General features: G+C 70.6%; 15 protein-coding genes and 1 pseudogene. 8 read left to right on the top strand and 8 right to left on the bottom strand.

The features are described 5' to 3' along the window. Window positions 1-55: 55 nt before the first annotated feature. The 3 genes from F0P95_RS16345 to F0P95_RS16335 are packed head-to-tail and all read right to left on the bottom strand — an operon-like array spanning window position 56 to window position 4417. A complete protein-coding gene (locus F0P95_RS16345) occupies window positions 56-787 on the bottom strand; it encodes a phosphoadenylyl-sulfate reductase (RefSeq protein WP_182335113.1) in 732 nt (243 codons plus the stop codon). After that, on the bottom strand, window positions 784-2490 hold the full coding sequence (gene cysI / locus F0P95_RS16340) for an assimilatory sulfite reductase (NADPH) hemoprotein subunit (RefSeq protein ID WP_182335112.1): 1707 nt from the start codon (window positions 2488-2490) through the stop codon (window positions 784-786). Before cysI ends, F0P95_RS16345 begins: the two co-directional genes overlap by 4 nt. A gap of 37 nt (window positions 2491-2527) precedes the next feature. Continuing rightward, on the bottom strand, window positions 2528-4417 hold the full coding sequence (locus F0P95_RS16335; protein ID WP_182335111.1) for an assimilatory sulfite reductase (NADPH) flavoprotein subunit: 1890 nt from the start codon (window positions 4415-4417) through the stop codon (window positions 2528-2530). Window positions 4418-4626: 209 nt separating this feature from the next. Here F0P95_RS16335 and cysD point away from each other — a divergent pair, with 209 nt between their 5' ends. The 7 genes and pseudogenes from cysD to F0P95_RS16300 all read left to right on the top strand — a co-directional run bounded on the left by cysD (window position 4627) and on the right by F0P95_RS16300 (window position 15018). Next, on the top strand, window positions 4627-5538 hold the full coding sequence (gene cysD / locus F0P95_RS16330) for a sulfate adenylyltransferase subunit CysD (RefSeq protein ID WP_182335110.1): 912 nt from the start codon (window positions 4627-4629) through the stop codon (window positions 5536-5538). 26 nt (window positions 5539-5564) lie between these two features. After that, window positions 5565-7418, top strand: a pseudogene (gene cysN, locus F0P95_RS16325) (sulfate adenylyltransferase subunit CysN); the annotation flags it as partial. Between the two features lie 429 nt (window positions 7419-7847). Beyond that, on the top strand, window positions 7848-8921 hold the full coding sequence (locus tag F0P95_RS16320) for an efflux RND transporter periplasmic adaptor subunit (protein WP_182335108.1): 1074 nt from the start codon (window positions 7848-7850) through the stop codon (window positions 8919-8921). Beyond that, window positions 8918-12043: an efflux RND transporter permease subunit gene (locus F0P95_RS16315; protein ID WP_182335107.1), complete on the top strand. Its 3126-nt coding sequence runs from the start codon at window positions 8918-8920 to the stop codon at window positions 12041-12043. The genes F0P95_RS16320 and F0P95_RS16315 overlap by 4 nt, the downstream gene beginning before the upstream one ends. Further along, window positions 12036-12572: a GNAT family N-acetyltransferase gene (locus tag F0P95_RS16310; protein WP_182335106.1), complete on the top strand. Its 537-nt coding sequence runs from the start codon at window positions 12036-12038 to the stop codon at window positions 12570-12572. The genes F0P95_RS16315 and F0P95_RS16310 overlap by 8 nt, the downstream gene beginning before the upstream one ends. Window positions 12573-12717: 145 nt before the next feature. After that, on the top strand, window positions 12718-14163 hold the full coding sequence (locus F0P95_RS16305) for an alanine/glycine:cation symporter family protein (protein ID WP_425515943.1): 1446 nt from the start codon (window positions 12718-12720) through the stop codon (window positions 14161-14163). A 15-nt stretch (window positions 14164-14178) separates the two neighbouring features. Continuing rightward, a complete protein-coding gene (locus tag F0P95_RS16300; RefSeq protein WP_182335104.1) occupies window positions 14179-15018 on the top strand; it encodes a TrmH family RNA methyltransferase in 840 nt (279 codons plus the stop codon). A gap of 126 nt (window positions 15019-15144) precedes the next feature. On the opposite strand, the gene F0P95_RS16295 is transcribed toward F0P95_RS16300, so the two are convergent. The 5 genes from F0P95_RS16295 to F0P95_RS16275 all read right to left on the bottom strand — a co-directional run bounded on the left by F0P95_RS16295 (window position 15145) and on the right by F0P95_RS16275 (window position 20168). Then, on the bottom strand, window positions 15145-16782 hold the full coding sequence (locus tag F0P95_RS16295) for an NAD+ synthase (protein WP_182335103.1): 1638 nt from the start codon (window positions 16780-16782) through the stop codon (window positions 15145-15147). Between the two features lie 186 nt (window positions 16783-16968). After that, window positions 16969-18384: a M28 family peptidase gene (locus tag F0P95_RS16290; RefSeq protein ID WP_182335102.1), complete on the bottom strand. Its 1416-nt coding sequence runs from the start codon at window positions 18382-18384 to the stop codon at window positions 16969-16971. Between the two features lie 136 nt (window positions 18385-18520). After that, on the bottom strand, window positions 18521-18934 hold the full coding sequence (gene mscL / locus F0P95_RS16285; protein WP_054667277.1) for a large-conductance mechanosensitive channel protein MscL: 414 nt from the start codon (window positions 18932-18934) through the stop codon (window positions 18521-18523). Window positions 18935-18988: 54 nt separating this feature from the next. Next, entirely contained in the window at window positions 18989-19696 is a 708-nt protein-coding gene (locus F0P95_RS16280; RefSeq protein ID WP_182335101.1) for a fumarylacetoacetate hydrolase family protein, read from the bottom strand. 190 nt (window positions 19697-19886) lie between these two features. After that, window positions 19887-20168 (bottom strand): hypothetical protein, encoded by a 282-nt coding sequence (locus F0P95_RS16275; protein ID WP_182335100.1) that lies wholly within the window; start codon window positions 20166-20168, stop codon window positions 19887-19889. Between the two features lie 170 nt (window positions 20169-20338). Between F0P95_RS16275 and F0P95_RS16270 the strand changes: the two genes are divergently transcribed. Next, window positions 20339-20680, top strand: coding sequence for a Rieske (2Fe-2S) protein (locus tag F0P95_RS16270; protein ID WP_182335099.1), 342 nt, complete (start codon window positions 20339-20341; stop codon window positions 20678-20680). The last annotated feature ends 19 nt before the right edge of the window (window positions 20681-20699 follow it).

The following is a 20699-nucleotide window of genomic DNA, read 5'->3' as shown; positions in this document are numbered from 1 at the left end:
CGACGCGTGGACACCGGCAGCACCGGCGGGCGCCAGCGTCCGGCCGCGGCAGCGCTCACATCTCGTGCAGCCCGCACTCGCGCTTGAGGCCGAAGAAGCGGGTGTCTTCCTCGCGCATGCCCGGCTCCCAGCGGCGGGTGGTGTGGTAGTCGCCGATGGAGACATAGCCCTGTTCCCACAGCGGGTGGTAGGGCAGGTCATGCTGCTTGAGGTACTGCCACACGTCGCGGTCGCTCCAGTCGGCGATCGGGTTGACCTTCCAGCGCGCATCGCGACGTTGCAGCACCGGCGTGGCGGCACGGCCGGCCGACTGGCTGCGGCGCAGGCCGGTGAACCAGGTGGCGGCCTGCAGTTCGTCCAGGGCGCGTTTCATCGGCTCGACCTTGCGCAGGTTGTTGTACTGCTCGATGCCGACCAGGCCCTGTTCCCACAGGCGGCCGTGGCGGGCCTCCATCCACGCGCGGCTGACCAGCGGCCGGTACACCTTCAGGTTCAGGCCCAGGCGCTCGGTCAGGGTGTCGGCGAAGCGGTAGGTTTCCGGGAACAGGTAGCCGGTGTCGATCAGGATCACCGGGATGTCCGGCTGCTGGCGGCTGAGCAGGTGCAGGGTCACCGCCGACTGTGCGCCGAAACTGGAGGACAGCACGTGCGTGCCCGGCAGGTGCTGCAATGCCCAGCGCACGCGCGCGGTTGCGTCCATCGCCTCGAGCCGCGCGTCGAGCGTGGCGACGTCCTCGGGGGCGGCAGTGCTTGCGGGGTCGCGGGAAGACAGGGGCAGGGCGCTCATGCGTGCAGTTCCACGGCAATCTGGCGGTGGGTGGGGTAGGGCGGCAGTTCGATCAGCCCGCTGCGGTGCAGGAAGTCGCCGAAGCGCTCGCCGGCCTCGCGGTCGCCGGCATAACGCGCCAGCAGCGGTTCCAGTGCCTGCAGGATCTGCGCCTCGGTGACGTTGTCGCGGTACAGCGTGTTCAGGCGCTGGCCGCGGTGGTCGCCGCCGAGGAACAGGTTGTAGCGGCCCGGTGCGCGGCCGACCAGGGCGATCTCGGCCAGGTACGGACGCGAGCAGCCGTTGGGGCAGCCGGACACGCGCAGCAGGATCGGCGCCTCGCGCAGCCCGTGCCGGGCCAGCAGCGGTTCCAGCGCGGCGAGGAAGCCGGGCAGGTAACGCTCGGCCTCGGCCATGGCCAGCGCGCAGGTCGGCAGCGCCACGCATGCCACCGCACTGCGCGCGGTGGCGGTGGGCGCGTTGTTCTCCAGGTCCAGCGCATGCTGCGCGACCAGCGCGTCGATGAGCGCGCGCTGCGCCGCCGGCACGCCGGCGATGATCACGTTCTGGTTGGCGGTCAGGCGGAACTCGCCGTGGTGGACGCGGGCGATCTCGCGCATGCCGGTCAGCAGCGGCCGGCCCGCGGTGTCGGCGATGCGCCCGCTGGGCAGCGACAGGGTCAGGTGCCAGAGCCCGTTGCCGCCCTCGACCCAGCCGAAGCGGTCGCCGTTGTGCTCGAAGCGGAACGGCCGCGCCGGCTGCAGGACGACGCCGGCCCGTTCCTGCATCAGCGCCACGATCGCGTCGGTGCCATGGTCGTCGATGGTGTATTTGAAACGCGCATGCTTGCGTTCCTCGCGGTCGCCCAGGTCGCGCTGCACGGCGATGGCGGCCTCGGCGATGGCGAACACCTGTTCCGGCGCCACGAAGCCGATCACGTTGCCCACCCGCGGGTAGTGCGCGGCGATGCCGTGGCTGGCGCCCATGCCGCCGCCGATGGCGACGTTGAAGCCGGCAAGGTGGCCGGCGTCGTCGACGATGGCGACCAGGCCGAGGTCGTTGGCGAACACGTCGACGTCGTTGTGCGGCGGCACCGCAACGGCGATCTTGAACTTGCGCGGCAGGTAGGTCTCGCCGTACAGCGGTTCGTGCTCGACCCCGCTTTCGGCCACCTTCTCTTCGTCCAGCCAGATCTCGTAGTAGGCGCGGGTGGCCGGGCGGAAGCGCAGCGACAGCTGCTGCGCCCATTCGTGTACCTGCGCATGCAGGTCCGACTGCAGCGGGTTGCTGGCGCCGAGCACGTTGCGGTTGACGTCGCCGCAGGCCGAGACCGTATCCAGCGCCGCGGCGTTGATCGCCTGCATCGTCGCCTTCAGTTCGCGCTTGATCACGCCATGGAACTGGAAGGTCTGGCGCGTGGTCACCCGCAGCGAGTGGTTGCCCCAGGTGGTGGCGATGCGGTCGAGCGCGAGCCACTGCCGCGGGGTGAACACGCCGCCCGGCGCGCGGATGCGGATCATGAACTGGTGCGCGGGCTCGAGCTTCTGCCGGCGGCGCTCGTCGCGCAGGTCGCGGTCGTCCTGCTGGTAGCTGCCATGGAACTTGATGGTGCGCTGGTCCTCGAAGCCCAGCGAGCCGGTGCTGGCGTCCAGCAGGCCCTCGCTGATGGTGCCGCGCAGGCGCCGGCTTTCGCGTTTGATCGTTTCGACGGAAGGGTGGCTCATGGTCTGTCCAATGGCTGTGTGGGCCGCGGCGGCGGCTTCAGTACACGTCGCGGGCGTAGCGGCCTTCGCGCTGCAGCGCGGACAGATAGTCGGCCGCGGCGTCGGCATCGCCGCCGTTGTGCGCGGCGATCACCTCCAGCAGCGCGGCGTGCACGTCCCTGCCCATGGCGATGGCGCCGCATACGTACAGGTGCGCGCCGCCCTGCAGCCAGTCGTACAGGTCGCGGCCGCGCTCGCGCAGACGCTGCTGCACGTAGATTCGTTGGTGCGGGTCCCCCGCAACTGCCCGCACCTCCCTGTGCGGGGAATACGGTTGGTCGCGCGAGAAGGCCAGGTCGAGGCGATGCAGCTCCTTCTTCTGCAGGGCCTCCTGCCACTCGACCTGGTAGAGGAAATCGGAGTTGAAGTGACGCGCGCCGAAGAACAGCCAGTTGCGGCCGCTGGCGCCGGTCTCGGCGCGCTCCTGGACGAAGCCGCGGAACGGCGCCACGCCGGTGCCGGGGCCGATCATGATGATGTCGCGGCTGGCGTCGGCGGGAACGCGGAAGCGCTCGTTCGGCTCGACGAACACCGGCACCTGCGCGCCTTCCTCCAGCGCGGCGAGGAACGCGCTGGCGGCGCCCACATGGCCACGGCCATGCGCGTCGTAGGCCAGTTCGTCGACGGTCAGGTGCACTTCCTCGCCCACCCGCTTGCGGCTGGTGGCGATCGAATACAGGCGATGCGCGGCCGGGCGCAGCGCGGCAACCAGGGCGCTGGCGTCCCAGTCGGCCGGCCAGCGTTGCAGCACGTCGACCAGCTGGTGGTCGGCGAACACCACGGCCAGCTCGTCGGCGCGGGCCGGCTGCAGCAGGCCGGCAAGGTCGGCGTTGCCGCTGCGTTCGGCCACGGTGGCCAGCAGCGGGCGCGAGATGCGGGTCAGCTCGCGGTGCCCGCCCAGCCACTGCGCCAGTGGGCGGTCGTGGCCGTCGTGGCTGACGCCGGTGTCGCCATCCAGCCCGGTGGCGGCGAGGATGGCATCGACCAGTTGCGGTGGATTGCGGTGGACGATGCCCAGCGCGTCGCCCGGCTCGTAGTGCAGGCCACTGCCTTCCAGCGACAGTTCGAGGTGATGCACGCGCTTGTCGATGCGACCGTACTGGCCATAGCCCGGGCCCTTGAAGTCGCGGCCGCTGATCAGGTGCCGCGCCAGCAGTTCGGCCGGGAACGGATGCGCGGCGCCGTGTGCGCCGCCCTGGCCGTGGCGCAGCGGGGTGACGTTGCTGGTGGCCGCCGCAACGCCTTCGCCCAGCACCTGGCGCGCATCGGCCAGGGCCCGCGTGCGCCAGGGCGTGGCCACGCTGTCGATGTCCAGGTCGGCCTCGCCCAGCGGCTGCAGGCGCTGCGCGCCCAGTTCGGCCAGGCGCGCATCCAGCCTGCGGCCGATGCCGCAGAAGTCGACGTAGCTGGAGTCGCCCAGGCCGAGCACGGCATACCTGAGTCCGGGCAGTTTCGGCGCGCGCCTGCCGGCGATGAATTCGACCAGGCCGATGGCGTCGTCCGGCGGATCGCCTTCGCCCTGGGTACTGATGACGATGTACAGCAGGCGCTCGCCGGCCAGCTCGCGGGTGGGGTAGGCGTCGGCGCGCAGCAGCCGCACCGCCAGTCCGGCGGCCTCGGCATCGCCGGCCAGCTGCTCGGCGGCACGGCGCGCGTTGCCGGTCTGGCTGCCGTAGACGATGGTCAGGCGCCCTGCGGCCTGCGCGGTGGGCGGGCCGCCGGCAATCACCGCCAGCGACGGCGGCGGATGGCCCTGGGCGAGGCCGGCGGCGAAGCCGGACAGCCACCACAGGCTGTTGCCGTCCAGGCCCTCCACCAGGCGCGCCAGCAGCGCCCTGCGTTCTTCGGGCAGGGGGCTGGGTGGCACGGTGGCGACGACGGCGGTCATGTCCTGTCCGGTCTGGGTTGGGGTGACCGATGCTAGGGAGCCGCGCGATGCGCGGGAAAGGATGCGCGGTTATCGGTTCATGCCCTGCGTTTATTTCTGCACGGGGTGGATGGGGCGCACACTCGCCGTCCCGCCGGGAACCTGTGCCCGGCTGCGCTGTTACCCTTCCCCCCGTTCTCTCAACACGTGCAGGCGCCGAGTCTTCCGCAATGACCGTTACCGCTCCCCTGTCGCACCTGGACCGGCTGGAAGCCGAGAGCATCCACATCCTGCGCGAGGTCGCGGCCGGGTTCGCCAACCCGGTGCTGCTGTATTCGGTCGGCAAGGACAGCTCGGTGCTGCTGCACCTGCTGCTCAAGGCATTCGCGCCCGGGGTGCCGCCGATCCCGCTGCTGCACGTGGATACGCGCTGGAAGTTCCGCGAGATGATCGCCTTCCGCGACCGCCGTGTCGCCGAGACCGGCGTGGACCTGCGCGTGCACATCAATCCCGATGGCATCGCCCGCGACATCGGCCCGGTGAGCCATGGCGCGTCCGTGCACACCGACGTGATGAAGACCCAGGGCCTGAAGCAGGCGCTGGACAAGTGGAAGTTCGATGCGGCCATCGGCGGCGCGCGTCGCGACGAGGAGAAGTCGCGGGCCAAGGAGCGCGTGTTCTCGTTCCGCAACGACCGCCATCGCTGGGATCCCAAGAACCAGCGCCCGGAGCTGTGGAACCTGTACAACGCGCGCATCCACCCCGGCGAGAGCGTGCGCGTGTTCCCCCTGTCCAACTGGACCGAGCTGGACATCTGGCTCTACATCTACCGCGAGCAGATCCCGGTGGTGCCGCTGTACTTCGCCGCCGAGCGCCCGGTCGTCGAGCGCGACGGCAGCCTGATCATGGTCGACGACGGGCGCCTGCCGTTGCTGCCGGGCGAGGTGCCGCAGCAGCGCAGGGTGCGGTTCCGCACGCTGGGCTGCTACCCGCTGACCGGCGCCATCGAATCGCAGGCCGACACGCTGGAGAAGATCATCGCCGAAATGCTGGTGTCCACCAGCTCCGAGCGGCAGGGCCGGGTGATCGACCACGACCCGTCCGCGTCGATGGAGAAGAAGAAGCTGGAGGGCTATTTCTGATGAACGCACCGGCAATGCCTTCCGATATCGCCACGTACCTGCAGCAGCACGAATCCAAGCCCCTGCTGCGTTTCATCACTTGCGGCAGCGTCGATGATGGCAAGAGCACGCTGATCGGGCGGCTGCTGTACGAGAGCAAGCGCCTGTTCGACGACCAGTTGGTCGCGCTGGAGGCCGACAGCCGCCGCCATGGCACCCAGGGCGAGCGCATCGACTACGCGTTGCTGCTGGACGGGCTGGCCGCCGAGCGCGAGCAGGGCATCACCATCGACGTGGCCTATCGCTATTTCGACACCGACCGGCGCAAGTACATCGTCGCCGACTGCCCGGGCCACGAGCAGTACACCCGCAACATGGCCACCGGCGCCTCCACCGCCGACCTGGCGGTGGTGCTGGTGGACGCGCGCAAGGGGCTGCTGCAGCAGACCCGCCGCCACAGCTACATCATCTCGCTGCTGGGCATCGGCCAGGTGGTGCTGGCGGTCAACAAGATGGACCTGGTCGATTACGACGCGGCGGTGTTCGAACGTATCGCCGGCGAGTACGCGGCATTGGCCGCGCAGATGGGCATCGCCCACGTGCAGGCCATCCCGCTGTCGGCGCTGGAAGGGCAGAACCTGTCCGCGCGCTCGGCGCTGATGCCGTGGTACGCCGGCCCGACCCTGCTCGAACACCTGGACACGATGGCCATCGCCGGCCATGGCGCCGGTGGCGGCCTGCGCCTGCCGGTGCAGTGGGTGAACCGGCCGCACCAGGATTTCCGCGGTTTCGCCGGCACCCTCGCCGCCGGCCAGGTGCGCGCCGGCGACGCGGTGGTGGTGCTGCCGTCGGCGCGGCGTTCGACGGTGCGCGAGGTACTGGGCCCGGATGGCCCGCTGGACGTCGCCCGTGCCGGCCAGGCGGTGACCCTGGTCCTGGCCGACGAGATCGACGTCAGCCGTGGCGATGTCATCGCCGCCGCCGGCGACCCGCCCGAGGTGGCCGACCAGTTCGCCGCGCACGTGCTGTGGATGGACGATGCCGCGCTGCTGCCCGGGCGGCCGTACTGGCTGCAGATCGGCAGCCGTACCGTGGCTGCCAGCATCAGCGAGATCAAGCACCGCGTCGACGTGAACACGCAGGACAAGCTGGCGGCCAAGCGGCTGGAATTGAACGAGGTCGGCTACTGCAACCTGTCGCTGGACGAGCCGATCGCCTTCGAACCGTATGCGCGCAACCGCGCGCTGGGCGGCTTCATCCTGATCGACCGCCAGAGCAACGCCACCGTCGCCGCCGGCACCCTGGACTTCGCCCTGCGTCGCGCCGGCAACGTGCACTGGCAGCACCTGGACGTGGACCGGGCCGCGCGTGCGCGCATCAAGGGACAGACCCCGCGGGTGCTGTGGTTCACCGGCCTGTCCGGCGCGGGCAAGTCCACCATCGCCAACCAGGTCGAGAAGCGCCTGCATGCGCGCGGCTGCCACACCTTCCTGCTCGATGGCGACAACGTCCGCCATGGCCTGAACCGCGACCTGGGCTTCACCGACGAGGACCGGGTGGAGAACATCCGCCGCGTGGCCGAGGTGGCCCGGCTGATGGTCGACGCCGGCCTGATCGTGCTGGTCAGCTTCATCTCGCCGTTCCGAGCCGAGCGGCAGATGGCGCGCGAGCGTTTCGCCGGGGGCGAGTTCATCGAGATCTTCGTCGACGTGCCGCTGGAGGTCGCCGAAGCGCGCGACGTGAAGGGCCTGTACCGCAAGGCGCGGGCCGGGCAGATTCCCAACTTCACCGGCATCGATTCGCCCTACGAGCCACCGGAAGCGCCGGAGCTGCACCTGTATGCCGATGGCGAGGCGCTGGACGCGATGGCCGACCAGGTGGTGCGGCTGGCGCTGCGCTGAGACGCCGGTCCGGCCCGGCCCGCTCCGCCCGGAGACGGGGGTCGGGTCGGGCGTGCGCCGTCGATGCTGCCCGTGCCATTGGCCGGGCCATGGCATGCGGTACGGCGCAGGCCGCACGCCGCACGCGTCCGCCGCCCGGCGGATCCAGGCCCCCGGTCAGGGCGGATGGATGCCCGCCCGGCGCGTGCCGGGCGTCCCTCCGGTGGCACCGGCATCCATCATGTCCCGGGCGCGGGCGCGGGCGCGGGCCCTGCGCCGTCCGTCGCGGCGGCCCGGCTTCCCGGCCCTTCGCCGCGGGGTGGTCCCCGGCCATAACGCCAGGTAATGGGCGCCCTCCTTCGGGGTGTGCCATGGCCCCACCCAATGGCACATCCGGCCCTTCACCGGCGCCGGCTAGACTGCCCGATCGTGTATTCGACGGAACTGCGTATGTTGGGGCGTTTTGCGGCCATCCTGGCCGGTGGCACTGTCTTGGCGCTGGTGTTGGCCGGTTGCGGCCGGGGTACCGGCGATGCGCCGCGCGCGCCGGGGGCCGCCGTGCCGGTGACCACCCAGGTGGTCGCGCACTCGGCGTGGAACGACACCCTGCAGGCGATCGGCACCACCAAGGCGCGCGAATCGGTGGCGGTCACCGCCAAGGTCAGCGAGATCATCGACGCGGTGCATTTCGACAGTGGCCAGGAAGTCAGCGCCGGCGCGCCGCTGGTGACCCTGCGCATCGAAGCGCAGCAGGCCGCGCTGGCCCAGGCCCAGGCCACCTTCGACGAGGCCGACCGCCTGTACCGGCGGCAGAGCGAGCTGGCCACCCAGCAGCTGGTCGCCAGTTCCACCCTGGACACCCAGAAGTCGATCCGTGACGCGGCCGAGGCGCGGGTGCGGCAGATGCGCGCGGATGTGGCCGATCGCCAGGTGCGGGCGCCGTTCGCCGGCGTGCTGGGCATCCGCCAGGTCAGCCCCGGCTCGCTGGTCACCCCGGCCACGGTCATCGCCACGCTCGACGACATCTCGCGGATGCATGTCGATTTCCAGGTGCCGGAAGCCGAGCTGGCTTCGCTCAAGCCCGGCGACAAGGTCAGCGGCAGCAGCATCGCCTATCCGGGGCGCAGCTTCGAAGGCGAGGTCAGCACCATCGATGCGCGCGTCGACCCGGGCAGCCGTGCGGTCACCGTGCGCGCCGATTTCTCCAACCCCGACCATGCGCTGCGCCCGGGCATGCTGCTGGATGTGCGCGTGTTCCGTCCCGAGCGCAAGGCACTGGTGATCCCGGAGATCGCGGTGGTCCAGGTCGGCCGTGATTCCTACGTGTTCCGGGTCAAGGGCGATGCCACCGTCGAGCGCGTCGACGTGAAGACCGGCACCCGCCGTTCCGGCGTGGTCGAGATCATGCAGGGCCTGGAAGCCGGCCAGCGCATCGTGGTCGACGGTACCGGCAAGCTGCGCCCGGGCCTGCGCATCGCCGATGCCAGGGCCGAACCGGCCGCCGCCGGGGCCCGCAGCGAATGAAGCTGTCGGACCTGTCGATCAAGCGGCCGGTACTGGCCGTGGTGATGAGCCTGCTGCTGGTGGTGCTGGGGCTGATGTCCTTCAACCGCCTGACCCTGCGCGAGCTGCCGGCGATCGACCCGCCCATCGTCTCGGTGTCGGTCGACTACACCGGCGCCTCGGCCGCGGTGATCGAGAGTCGCATCACCCAGGTGCTGGAAGACGCCCTGGCCGGCATCGAGGGCATCGACACCATCAACGCGCGCAGCACCAACGGCCGCGCGTCGGTGAGCATCGAGTTCACCGCCAACCGCGACATCGAGGCTGCCGCCAATGACGTGCGCGATGCGGTCAGCCGCGTCGCCGACCGCATGCCCGAAGAGGCGCGCCCGCCGGAGATCGCCAAGGTCGAGAGCGACGCCGACCCGATCATCTGGTTCAACATGAGCTCCTCGACGATGGACACGCTGGAGCTCAGCGACTACGCCGAGCGCTACGTGGTCGACCGTTTCTCCAGCATCGACGGCGTGGCCCAGGTGCGCATCGGCGGGCGCCAGCGCTATGCCATGCGCATCTGGCTGGACCGCGACCAGCTGGCCGCGCGCGGCCTGACCGTGGGCGAGGTGGAAGCGGCGTTGCGCAACGAGAACGTGGAACTGCCGGCCGGCCGCATCGAATCGACCGACCGCGACTTCACCCTGCGCGTGGAACGCAGCTACGTGGCCCCGGCCGATTTCGCCAGCATCCCGCTGGGCAAGGGCAGCGACGGTTACGTGGTGCGGCTGGGCGACGTGGCCAGGGTGGAGCTGGCCTCGGCCGAGCGCCGCGCCTACTACCGCAGCAACGGCGAGCCCGGCATCGGCATGGGCATCGTCAAGACCTCCACCGCCAACGCGCTGGACGTGGCCCGCGCGACCCGCGCCGAGGCCGAACGCATCGCCAGGACCCTGCCGGCCGGCACCCGGATCTTCGTCGCCTTCGACAACACCACGTTCATCGAGGCGGCGGTGGAGCGCGTCTACGCCACCCTGGTGGAGGCGATGCTCCTGGTGCTGGTGGTGATCTGGCTGTTCCTGGGCAGCCTGCGCGCGGCGCTGATCCCGGCGGTGACGGTACCGGTGTGCCTGGTGGCGGCGTTCATCGCGCTGTTCGCCTTCGGCTTCTCGATCAACCTGTTCACCCTGCTGGCGCTGGTGCTGTGCATCGGCCTGGTGGTGGACGACGCCATCGTGGTGGTGGAGAACGTGCAGCGGCGCATCGACCTGGGCGAACCGCCGCTGGTCGCCGCGCGGCGCGGCACCACGCAGGTGGCGTTCGCGGTGATCGCCACCACCGCGGTACTGGTGGCGGTGTTCCTGCCGGTGGGGTTCCTCGAAGGCAACACCGGCCGCCTGTTCCGCGAGCTGGCGGTGGCGCTGGCCGCGGCGGTGGCGCTGTCGGCCTTCGTCGCGCTGACCCTGACCCCGATGATGGCCTCCAAGCTGCTCAGGCCGCACAGCGAGCGCCGGCCCAGCCGCATCAACCGCTTCGTCGACCGCCAGCTGGCGCGCGTGGCGGCGGCCTACGGCCGCGTGCTGGACCGCCACGTGCAGCGCAGCTGGGTGTTCGGGCTGGTGATGCTGGCCGCGCTGGGTGCCAGCTGGGGCCTGTTCCGGCTGCTGCCCTCGGAGCTGGCGCCGGCCGAGGACCGCGGTTCGTTCCAGATCATCATCGACGGCCCGGAAGGCGCCGGCTTCGACTACACCGTCGGCCAGGTGCAGCAGGTCGAGCGCATCGTCGACCGCTTCGTCGGCCCCGAGGAGCCCATCGTGCGCGCCAACCCGCGCGTGCCGGGCGGCTGGGGCAACAGCGAGGAAATGCACACCGGCCGCATCAGCGTGTTCCTGCAGCCGTGGCGGCAGCGCGAGGAGGCCACCGCCGACGTCGCCGGCGCGCTGCAGAAGGAGCTGGATGGACTGAGCGGGGTGCGCGTGCGTACCCAGGTCGGCGGCGGCCTGGTGCGCAGCTTCGGGCAGCCGTTCCAGGTGGTGCTGGGCGGACCGGAGTACGCGGAGATCGCGCAGTGGCGCGACCGCCTGCTGGCGCGCATGGCCGACTACCCGGGCCTGGTCGGCGCCGATTCGGACTACAAGGAAACCCGGCCGCAGATGCGGGTCAACATCGACCGCCAGCGTGCCGCCGACCTGGGCGTGAGCGTGACCGACATCGGCCGCGCGCTGGAAACCATGATGGGCTCGCGCCGCGTCACCACCTTCGTCGACAACGGCGAGGAATACGACGTGCTGGTGCAGGCCGGCCGCGAGGGCCGCGCGTCGCCGGCCGACCTGGCCGCGATCCAGGTGCGCGCAAGGTCGGGCGAACTGGTGCCGCTGTCCAACCTGGTCCGCCTCAGCGAGGTGGCCGAGGCCGGCACCCTGAACCGCTTCAACCGGCTGCGCTCGATCACCATCAGCGCCAGCGTCGCCCCCGGCCACACGCTGGGCGAGACCATCGCCTGGGTGCAGCAGGTGGCGCGCGAGGAACTGCCCGAGTACGCGCAGATCGACTGGAAGGGCGAGTCGCGCGAGTACCAGAGCGCCGGTGGCGCGGTGCTGCTGACCTTCGCCATGGCGCTGCTGGTGGTCTACCTGGTGCTGGCCGCGCAGTTCGAGAGCTTCATCCACCCGCTGGTGATCATGCTCACCGTGCCGCTGGGCGTGCTCGGCGCCTTCATCGGCCTGTACGTCAGCGGCGGCACGCTCAACCTGTTCAGCCAGATCGGCATCGTCATGCTGGTCGGCCTGGCGGCGAAGAACGGCATCCTGATCGTGGAGTTCGCCAACCAGCTGCGCGACGAGGGCCGCAACGTGCACCAGGCCATCGTCGAGGCATCGACGGTGCGCCTGCGCCCGATCCTGATGACCTCCATCGCCACCGTGGTCGGCGCGGTGCCGCTGGTGCTGGCCGGCGGCCCGGGTTCGGCCAGCCGCGGCACCATCGGCATCGTGGTGATCTTCGGCGTCGCCGTCTCCACCTTCCTGTCGCTGTTCGTGGTGCCGGCGTTCTACGCGCTGCTGGCGCCCTACACCCAGTCGCCGGAAACGGTGGCCAACGAGCTGGCCAGGCAGGAACGCGACACGCCATCGGTGGGCGGGCATGCGTGAGCCGCCCGCCATCGGCGCGGTACGGCTGCGCCACTGGCGGGCGGACGACCTGGAGTCGCTGCTGCGGCATGCCGATGATGCGGCGGTGTCGCGCGGGCTGGGCACGCGCTTCCCCTATCCCTACACCCGTGCCGACGGCGAAGCGTTCCTGTCCGGGCGGGTGCTGGACCTGTCCGGGCCGGTGTTCGCGCTGGAGATCGACGGTGAGGCCTGCGGCGGCATCGGCGTGCAGCAGGGCAGCGGCGAACGCCGCCATGGCGCGACCCTGGGCTATTGGCTGGGGCGGCGCCACTGGGGGCAGGGCATCATGACCACGGTCGTGGACGGTTTCGCGCCGTGGGTGATGGACGAACTGGGCCTGTACCGGCTGGCGGCACAGGTCATGACCGGCAATCCCGCCTCGGCGCGGGTGCTGCTCAAGACCGGTTTCATCGAGGAAGGCCTGGAGCGCCAGGCCGTGTTCAAGGATGGCGTACTGCACGACATGCGCTGCTTCGCCCGCCTGCGGGCGTGGCCGCCGGGGTCGTGACGGCCCTGCACAGGGCCATGCAATCGTGGAAGAATCGCCGGTTCCTGAAGCCGGCACCCGCCTACCATCAGCCACCCGGGGAGATCGTGTGGAATCCATCGTCGAATATGTAAATGGCATCATCTGGAGCAATGCGCTGATCTTCATGTGCCTGGGCGCAGGGCTGTGGTTCACCCTGCGTACCCGTTTCATGCAGATCCGCGGCTTTGCGGAGATGTGCCGGCTCACCGTGCGCGGGCAGAAGTCCGATGCCGGTGTCTCCTCGTTCCAGGCGCTGGCCATGTCGATGGCCGGGCGCATGGGCATCGGCAACATCGCCGGCGTGGCCACCGCCATCGCCTACGGCGGCCCGGGCGCGATCTTCTGGATGTGGGTGATGGGCTTCCTCGGCGCCTCCACCTCCTACGTCGAGTCGACCCTGGCGCAGATCTACAAGACCAAGGATGCGGAAGGCCGCTACCGCGGCGGCCCGGCGTACTACATCGAAAAGGCGATGGGCCTGAAGTGGTACGCGGCGGTCTTCGCCGTGGCCACGGTGGTCGCCGCCGGCTTCCTGCTGCCGGGCGTACAGGCCAACGCCATCGCCGACAGCGCGGTCAACGTGCTGTGCACCGGCGCCGATGCCTGCGCTTCGCTGGGCGGCGCCGCCAGCATGAAGCTGTGGATCGGCATCGCGGTCGCGGTGCTGTTGGGCGTGATCATCTTCGGCGGGGTCAAGCGCATCGCCAGCTTCGCCGAAGTGATCGTGCCGTTCATGGCGCTGGGCTTCATCCTGATGGCCGTCGTGGTGATGATGCTCAACGCCGGCAAGGTGCCGGCGATGTTCGCCGACATCTTCTCCAGCGCCTTCGGCGCGCATGCGGCCTTCGGCGGCATCATCGGCCAGGCCATCGCCTGGGGCGTGAAGCGCGGCATCTATGCCAACGAGGCCGGCCAGGGTACCGGCCCGCACGCGGCCGCCGCGGCCGAGGTCTCGCACCCGGCCAAGCAGGGCTACGTGCAGGCGTTCGCCATCTACTTCGACACCATGCTGGTGTGCACCTCCACCGCCTTCCTGCTGCTGTCCACCGGCATGTACAACGTGTTCCGCGAGGTCACCGAAGGCGGCGTGCAGAAGCTGGAGGCGATCGTGAGCGGGGTGCCCGGCGTGGCGCCCTCTGAGGGTGCGCTGTTCACCCAGGCCGCGGTCGAGTCGGTGCTGCCGGGCTGGGGCGCGGGCTTCGTGGCGCTGGCGCTGTTCTTCTTCGCCTTCACCACCATCATGGCCTACTACTACATGGCCGAGACCAACCTGACCTACCTGGCCGGCAGCAACCGCACGCATCCGGCGGCGACGCTGTTGCTGCGCCTGGGCATCATGGGCATGGTGGTGTTCGGCGCCTTCCACAACGCCAAGATGGCGTGGGCGCTGGGCGACATCGGCGTCGGCCTGATGGCCTGGCTCAACGTGATCGCGATCCTGATCCTGCAGAAGCCGGCGATGCTGGCGCTGTCCGACTACGAGCGGCAGAAGAAGCTGGGCCTGGATCCGACGTTCGACCCGGATGCGCTGGGCATCCGCAACGCCGATTTCTGGCGCGGCAACAAATAAGCGAGTGCAACGGCAGTGAACAGCCCCTGGAACAATCGTCGTCCCTCCGCGCGCCCGCCGCGCGCCACGCCGCTGCCGCCTTCGGGCGCGCGCGGCGATGGCTCCGGTCCGGTACGCGGCAACGACGAACTGCGCCTGTATGGCGTCAACGCGGTACTGGCGATGCATGCGCGCCGCCCGCAGGCGTTGCGCAAGCTGTACCTGGCCGAGGCGCTGATTCCGCGCCTGCAGCCGTTGCTCAAGTGGTGCGTGGGCAACCGCGTCGGCTACCGCGTGGTCGGCGAGGGCGACCTCAACAAGCTCGCCGCCACCACCCACCACGAGGGCGTGGTGGCCGACGTGCTGCGCGCCGAGCCGCAGCCGCTGGCCGCCTGGCTGGCGGCGCTGGGCGAGGGGCCGGTGCTGGCGCTGTGGCTGGATGGCGTGGGCAACCCGCACAACTTCGGCGCGATCCTGCGCTCGGCCGCGCACTTCGGTGCGGCCGGCATCCTGTTGCCGGCCGAATCCACGCTGAGCCTGTCCGGGGCCGCCGCCCGTGTCGCCGAGGGCGGTGCCGAAGCGGTGCCGCTGGTGCGCCTGCCGGCGCTGCCGCAGGCGCTGTCGCAGCTGCGCGATGCCGGCTTCGCGCTGGCCGCGACGCTGGTGGAGGGCGGGCAGGACCTGTTCGCCACGCCGTTGCCGCCGCGCATGGTCTACGTGATGGGTGCCGAGGGCGAGGGCATGGACCGCGGCTTCGCGCAGAGCTGCGACCTGCGCCTGTCCATTCCCGGCACCGGCGCGGTGGAAAGCCTCAACGTCGCCGCGGCCACCGCGGTGTTCCTGGCCGGCTGGCGCAGCCGCCAGGCCAGGGGCTGAGGCGCGCGGCCACGCCGCTGCTGCGTCCCCCGGCCTGCCGGCAGCACCGACTCCGGCCGCGGCTGTCCGCCACGCCGGCTTGCCGCAGCGGCAGGAGGGCGCCGCTGCGCAGGACGAATCCGGTGACTAGCCGCGATAGCCGTTGCTGATCGGATAGCGCCGCTCGCGGCCGAATGCACGGCGCGAGATCTTCGGGCCGGGTGCGGCCTGGTGCCGCTTCCATTCGCTGGTGCGTACCAGCCGCAGCACCCGGTCCACCACCTCCGGCGCATAGCCGGCGCCGACGATGTCGCCGCGCGACTGCTCCTGGTCGATGTAGCGGTAGAGGATGCCGTCGAGCACGTCGTAGGCCGGCAGCGAATCCTGGTCGGTCTGGTTCTCGCGCAGTTCGGCCGAGGGCGCGCGCGCGATCACCGCCGGCGGGATCACCGGCGCGCCGCCGACGGTGTTGCGCCACTTCGACAGGCCGTAGACCTCGGTCTTGTACAGGTCCTTCAGTGGCGCATAGCCACCGCACATGTCGCCGTAGATGGTGGCGTAGCCGACCGCGTATTCGCTCTTGTTGCCGGTGGTCAGCAGCAGCCCGCCGAACTTGTTGGACAGCGCCATCATGATCACGCCCCGGCTGCGCGACTGCAGGTTCTCCTCGGTCACATCCGCGGCCTGGCCCTGGAACAGGGTCGACAGCGACTGCATCAGGCCCTGGAAGGCGGGCTCGATCGGCACCGACTCCAGCTTCACCCCGAGCGCGCGGCACTGCTCGGCGGCCAGGTCGTTGGACAGGTCGGCGGTATAGCGCGACGGCAGCGCCACCGCGGTGACGTTGTCCGCGCCCAGCGCATCGACCGCCAGCGCCAGCACCAGCGCCGAATCGATGCCGCCGGACAGGCCCAGCCAGACCTTGCCGAAGCCGTTCTTGCGGCAGTAGTCCTGGATCCCGCGGGTGATCGCGCGCCAGGCCAGCGCGTCCATGCTCTCGTCGCCGTCGTCGATCCAGCGCATCGGCACGAACGCGCGCGTGTCGGCGTCGTAGTCGACCACCAGCATTTCCTCGGCGAAGGCCAGCGCCGCCGGGTGTACCGTGCCGCTGCCGTCGGCCACGACCGAGGCGCCGTCGAACACCAGTGCGTCCTGGCCACCGACGAGGTTGACGTAGGCGATGGCGGCGCCGCTGTCGCGGCTGCGTTCGGCCAGCAGTGCGTCGCGCTGGGCATGCTTGCCGCGCTCGTAGGGCGAGGCATTGGCCACCAGCACCAGTTCGGCGCCTTCGGCCACGGTGGCGGCCAGCGGCTCGGCGAACCACAGGTCCTCGCAGACCAGCAGGCCCAGCTTGACCCCGCCGACCTCGAACACGCAGTTGCCGCCATCCGGGTCGACGTCGAAGTAGCGGCGCTCGTCGAACACCGCGTAGTTGGGCAGTTCGCGCTTGCGGTAGGTGGCGGCGATGGCACCGTCGCGCAAGACGCTGGCGGCGTTGTACACCACCGCGCCGGCACTCTGCGGCCAGCCCAGCACCGCGACGATGCCCTGGACCTGCGACGCGATGCGGGCGACCGCCTGCTCGCACTCGCGCAGGAACGCGGGGCGCAGCAGCAGGTCTTCCGGCGGGTAGCCGCTGACCGCCAATTCGGGGAACAGCACCACGTCGGCGCCGTACTCGTCGCGGGCGATCTGCGCCAGTTCGATGATGCGCGCGCTGTTGCCGGCCACGTCGCCGACCGGGAAGTCGTACTGCGCCAGGGCGATGCGGAGGGATCGGGACATGATGTCGGCTGCCTTGTCGTTGCAGGCGTCCACGACGGACGCGGGGGTGGGACGATGCCGGCATTATCCCAGATGTGCCGTTGACGCCAGCTGATGCCGGCGATGCCCGTATGCGACAACGCCCCCGGCGACGGGGGCGCTGCTGCGTTGCCACGCCCGCGCCCGCTGCCGGGCGCGCGTCGCGGGTCATTCCTTGGGCGGCACCACGTCCCTGGCTTCGCTGCCGAAGCTGCCTTCGGACTCGGCGGCCATATAGGCGAACACGGTATAGGCAGCCACGTTCTGCGCCAGCGCCTTCGGGTCGATCTTGTCCAGGGTGTCGTCGGCGGTGTGGTGCAGGTCGAAGTAGTCGGTTCCATCCTGGGCCAGCCACGCCCACGCACCGCCCTTGGCCGCCAGCGGGCCCACGTCCGGGCCGGGGCCGCCCTGGTCCGGGCGGTACTCGATGCCCAGCGGCGCCAGTACCCGGGCGATCTGCGCGGTGGCCTCGCGCGATCCGGCGGGGTTGCCCGAGCCGGTGTTGAAGGCGTAGATGCGGCCGGCACCGAAGTCGCTCTCGGCGGCGATGTGCTGCAGCGGGATTTCCCTGGCCTTCACGCGTGCGGCGGCATAGGCGAATCCGCCATGCAGGCCCTGTTCCTCGTTGGCGAAGGCAATCACCCGGATGCTGCGCCTGGGCGCCTGCCTGAGCTGGCCGATCAGGTGGCCGGCGGCCATGGTGATGCCGATGCCGGCGCCGTCATCAACTGCGCCGGTGCCCAGGTCCCAGGAGTCGAGGTGGCCGCCGATCACCACCACTTCCTTCGGCAGCTCGCGGCCGGTGATTTCGCCGATCACGTTCTGCGAGGTGTAGCTGCCGTCCCAGCCGCAGTCCAGGGTCATGCGGATCCGGGTCGGGCCGCGCGCGACCAGCCGCGCCAGCTGCTCCGCGTCGGGCACCGACAGCGCTGCCGACGGCACCGGGGTCAGGCCTTCGTCGAAGCGGGTGATGCCGGTATGCGGCACGCGGTGCGAATCGGTGCCGGCCGAGCGCATGATGTAGCCGAGCGCGCCCTTGCGGATCGCCTCGGAGGGGCCGCGGCTGCGCACCGTGCCGCCGATGCCGTAGTCCTCGCCGCTGCGGCTGCGGGTCATCTGGTAGTCGATGAAGGCGATCTTGCCGGCCAGCGACCCGGCCGGTGCCGCCTTCAGCGCATCCAGGCTGTCGAAGCGCACCACCTCGCCCTCGGCGGTACCGGCCGGGCTGCCGCCCAGGGCGGTGATCGCCAGCGGCTGCGCATGCGCGCCCAGTACCTGCGCCTGCTCGCTGCGGCGCTCCCACTTGGGGAAGGTGACCGGTTCGGTCCATACCCTGTCGAAGCCCAGCGCCCTGAACTTCGCCTTGGCCCATTCCACCGCGCGCGCATCGGCCTCGCTGCCGGCCAGGCGCGGGCCGACTTCGGTGGTCAGCGATTCGACCACCTTCCAGCCGGTATCGTCGGCCAGTGCCTGCTCGCGCAGTTCCACGGCCCTGGCCAGCGCCTGCTCGGGAATGCGGGTGGGGGCGGCCTGTACGCTGGCACAGGCGAGCACGGCGGCGATGGCGAAGGTGAGGCGGCGCATGGCGGGCTCCAGGTCGGTCGGGGGCGCACCGGTGCGTGCGCGGCGGCTGCGAGGGGTTCGCAGACAAAGAAGCCGCGAGCATACGCCCGCGGCTTCCGGTGCAACCGTGCTGGAGGTCATCGCCCCGGCGGGTGCATCACTTCCTGAGGGTGTCGCGGATCTCGCGCAGCAACAGCACTTCCTCGCTCGGCGCGGCCGGTGCGGCGGGCGCCTCCTCCTTCTTGCGCGACAGCCGGTTGACCACCTTGACCACCATGAAGATGGCGAAGGCGACGATGACGAACTGCACCACCGTGTTGATGAAGTCGCCATAGCCGACCACCACCGCCGGGATCTCGGTGCCGTCGGCGGCTACCCGCGCCGGCGCCAGCGTCCAGGCCAGCTTGGAGAAATCGACATTGCCGATCAGCCAGCCGATCGGCGGCATGATCACCTTGTCCACCAGCGAGGTGACGATCTTGCCGAACGCGCCGCCGATCACGACACCGACCGCCAGGTCGATGACGTTGCCGCGCATCGCGAACTCCTTGAACTCACTGATCATTCCCACGGGTTTCTCCTGTAAAGCGTGTAAGGGGGCAGGCACAGACTACCCCGACACCGGTCATCCGGCGATCATGCCGTCGCGGCGCGCGATGTTGCCCAGCCGCGCGCTGAAGCGGTCGCCGGGCTGCAGCGCGGCCACGCCCGCCGGGGTGCCCATGAACACCAGGTCGCCGGCGCGCAACGCATAGAGCCTGGACAGTTCGTGCAGGATTTCCGGCACGTTCCAGATCATGTTGTCCAGCGTGGAGTGCTGCCGCGTCTGGCCATTGACCTCCAGCGACAGTTCCAGCGGCGCCAGCTCGCCTACCTGCGTGGCGGGCACCAGCATGCTGACCGGTGCGGAATGATCGAAACCCTTGGCGATGTCCCACGGCCCGCCCTTGGCCTTGGCCGCGGCCTGCAGGTCGCGACGGGTCAGGTCCAGGCCGACGCCGTAGGCCAGCACCAGCGACATGGCCTGGTCGACCGGCAGCACGCCGTCCGGCGCGTCCTGGCCCAGTGCGACCACCAGCTCGACCTCATGGTGCAGGTCGGCGGTGGCCGGCGGGTAGGGAACCGGCGCATCGCCGGTGACGATGGCGTCGGCCGGCTTCATGAAGAACATCGGCTGCCCACGCTCGGCGGCCGATGCAGGTGCATTGGCGCCCATCTCGCGTGCATGGTCGGCGAAGTTGCGGCCCACGCAGTAGATGCGGCGCACGGGGAAGGTGCCGCCGCCGGCCACCGGGATGCGGGGAACGGGCGGAGCGGGAATCAGGTCGGTCATGGTCGGTCCGGAAACGGGGCTGGCCGCATGATGCCGGACGTCGCCGTCGCGTTGGTAGTACCGGCGGCCATGCGGGCGGGACAGCGGACGGCTGCGCATCGTGCGCGCGGGGCAGTCGCGGCCGGGCCGGATGCAACACGCCCGGCAGGGGCCGGGCGCGGGTGTCGAAGCCTGTCGGGGACGCCCGCCGTCAGTGGGCGTGCGGCAGCGCCGGCTTGCGCACCACGCGGTACTCGCCGTCCATCACGTTGCCGGCGGCCTTGCCCGCGGCACGCGCCCTGCGCGCGGCCAGCAGCTTCCAGGTCAGGCCGACCAGGATCATCGCCGCGCCGACGAACAGCCCGGCCACGACCAGTACCGCGAGGATCGCCAGGCCCAGCAGGCCCAGCGCGATCCGCAGCAACGGGTTGCGCGGCTTGCGCGGCGCGAACAGGTTGCGGAGGGTGGCGAACTGGAAGTAACGGATCTGCATGTCGGTGGTATGACGATTTGGCTGGCCGAAGTATCGGTGGGGATGCGGGCCAATGAGTGAATTTGTCGTTAAATGAGGTCGCGCATTCATGCGGGCCCCTGGCCGGGCGGGCCTGGCCGGCGTGCGACAATCGGCGCAATTTCCTGCTGTCATGCGGTCCCGCGATGTCCATGTCCGTCCCTTCCGCCGTCGAGCTGGCCCGGCTCGACGCCCTGCCCGACCCGGGGTTCCTCCTGGTGGAGGCGATGGTCGAGGGCGATGCCGAGCCGGTGATCCTGTACCGCGAAGGCGCCCAGGTACGGGCGTGGCTCAATGTCTGCCCGCATGCCGGCCGTCCGCTCGACTGGGCGCCGGGGCAGTTCCTGAAGAGTCGCGATGGCCACCTGGTCTGCGCGGTGCACGGCGCCGCGTTCGAGCTGCAGGGAGGCAACTGCGTGTCCGGGCCGTGCAAGGGCGACGCGCTGCGCGCGGTGCCGGTACGGGTGGAGGACGGCAGGGTGCTGCTGGGCTGATCCCGCTGCCGCGCCACGC

Source organism: Stenotrophomonas acidaminiphila (assembly GCF_014109845.1).
GTDB classification, from domain to species: Bacteria; Pseudomonadota; Gammaproteobacteria; order Xanthomonadales; family Xanthomonadaceae; genus Stenotrophomonas; species Stenotrophomonas acidaminiphila.
The sequence above is the reverse complement of the archived record's forward strand: the minus strand, read 5'-3'. Positions and strand labels throughout refer to the sequence as shown.

Excerpts from the sequence above, each read along its gene's own strand:
- F0P95_RS16315 (WP_182335107.1), top strand. The coding sequence starts at position 8,918 with ATGAAGCTGTCGGACCTGTCGATCAAGCGGCCGGTACTGGCCGTGGTG.
- F0P95_RS16310 (WP_182335106.1), top strand. The coding sequence starts at position 12,036 with ATGCGTGAGCCGCCCGCCATCGGCGCGGTACGGCTGCGCCACTGGCGG.
- F0P95_RS16305 (WP_425515943.1), top strand. The coding sequence starts at position 12,718 with ATGTGCCTGGGCGCAGGGCTGTGGTTCACCCTGCGTACCCGTTTCATG.
- F0P95_RS16290 (WP_182335102.1), bottom strand. The coding sequence starts at position 18,384 with ATGCGCCGCCTCACCTTCGCCATCGCCGCCGTGCTCGCCTGTGCCAGC.
- cysD (WP_182335110.1), top strand. The coding sequence starts at position 4,627 with ATGACCGTTACCGCTCCCCTGTCGCACCTGGACCGGCTGGAAGCCGAG.
- F0P95_RS16295 (WP_182335103.1), bottom strand. The coding sequence starts at position 16,782 with ATGTCCCGATCCCTCCGCATCGCCCTGGCGCAGTACGACTTCCCGGTC.
- F0P95_RS16335 (WP_182335111.1), bottom strand. The coding sequence starts at position 4,417 with ATGACCGCCGTCGTCGCCACCGTGCCACCCAGCCCCCTGCCCGAAGAA.
- F0P95_RS16280 (WP_182335101.1), bottom strand. The coding sequence starts at position 19,696 with ATGACCGACCTGATTCCCGCTCCGCCCGTTCCCCGCATCCCGGTGGCC.
- cysI (WP_182335112.1), bottom strand. The coding sequence starts at position 2,490 with ATGAGCCACCCTTCCGTCGAAACGATCAAACGCGAAAGCCGGCGCCTG.
- F0P95_RS16320 (WP_182335108.1), top strand. The coding sequence starts at position 7,848 with ATGTTGGGGCGTTTTGCGGCCATCCTGGCCGGTGGCACTGTCTTGGCG.
- F0P95_RS16270 (WP_182335099.1), top strand. The coding sequence starts at position 20,339 with ATGTCCGTCCCTTCCGCCGTCGAGCTGGCCCGGCTCGACGCCCTGCCC.
- F0P95_RS16275 (WP_182335100.1), bottom strand. The coding sequence starts at position 20,168 with ATGCAGATCCGTTACTTCCAGTTCGCCACCCTCCGCAACCTGTTCGCG.
- F0P95_RS16345 (WP_182335113.1), bottom strand. The coding sequence starts at position 787 with ATGAGCGCCCTGCCCCTGTCTTCCCGCGACCCCGCAAGCACTGCCGCC.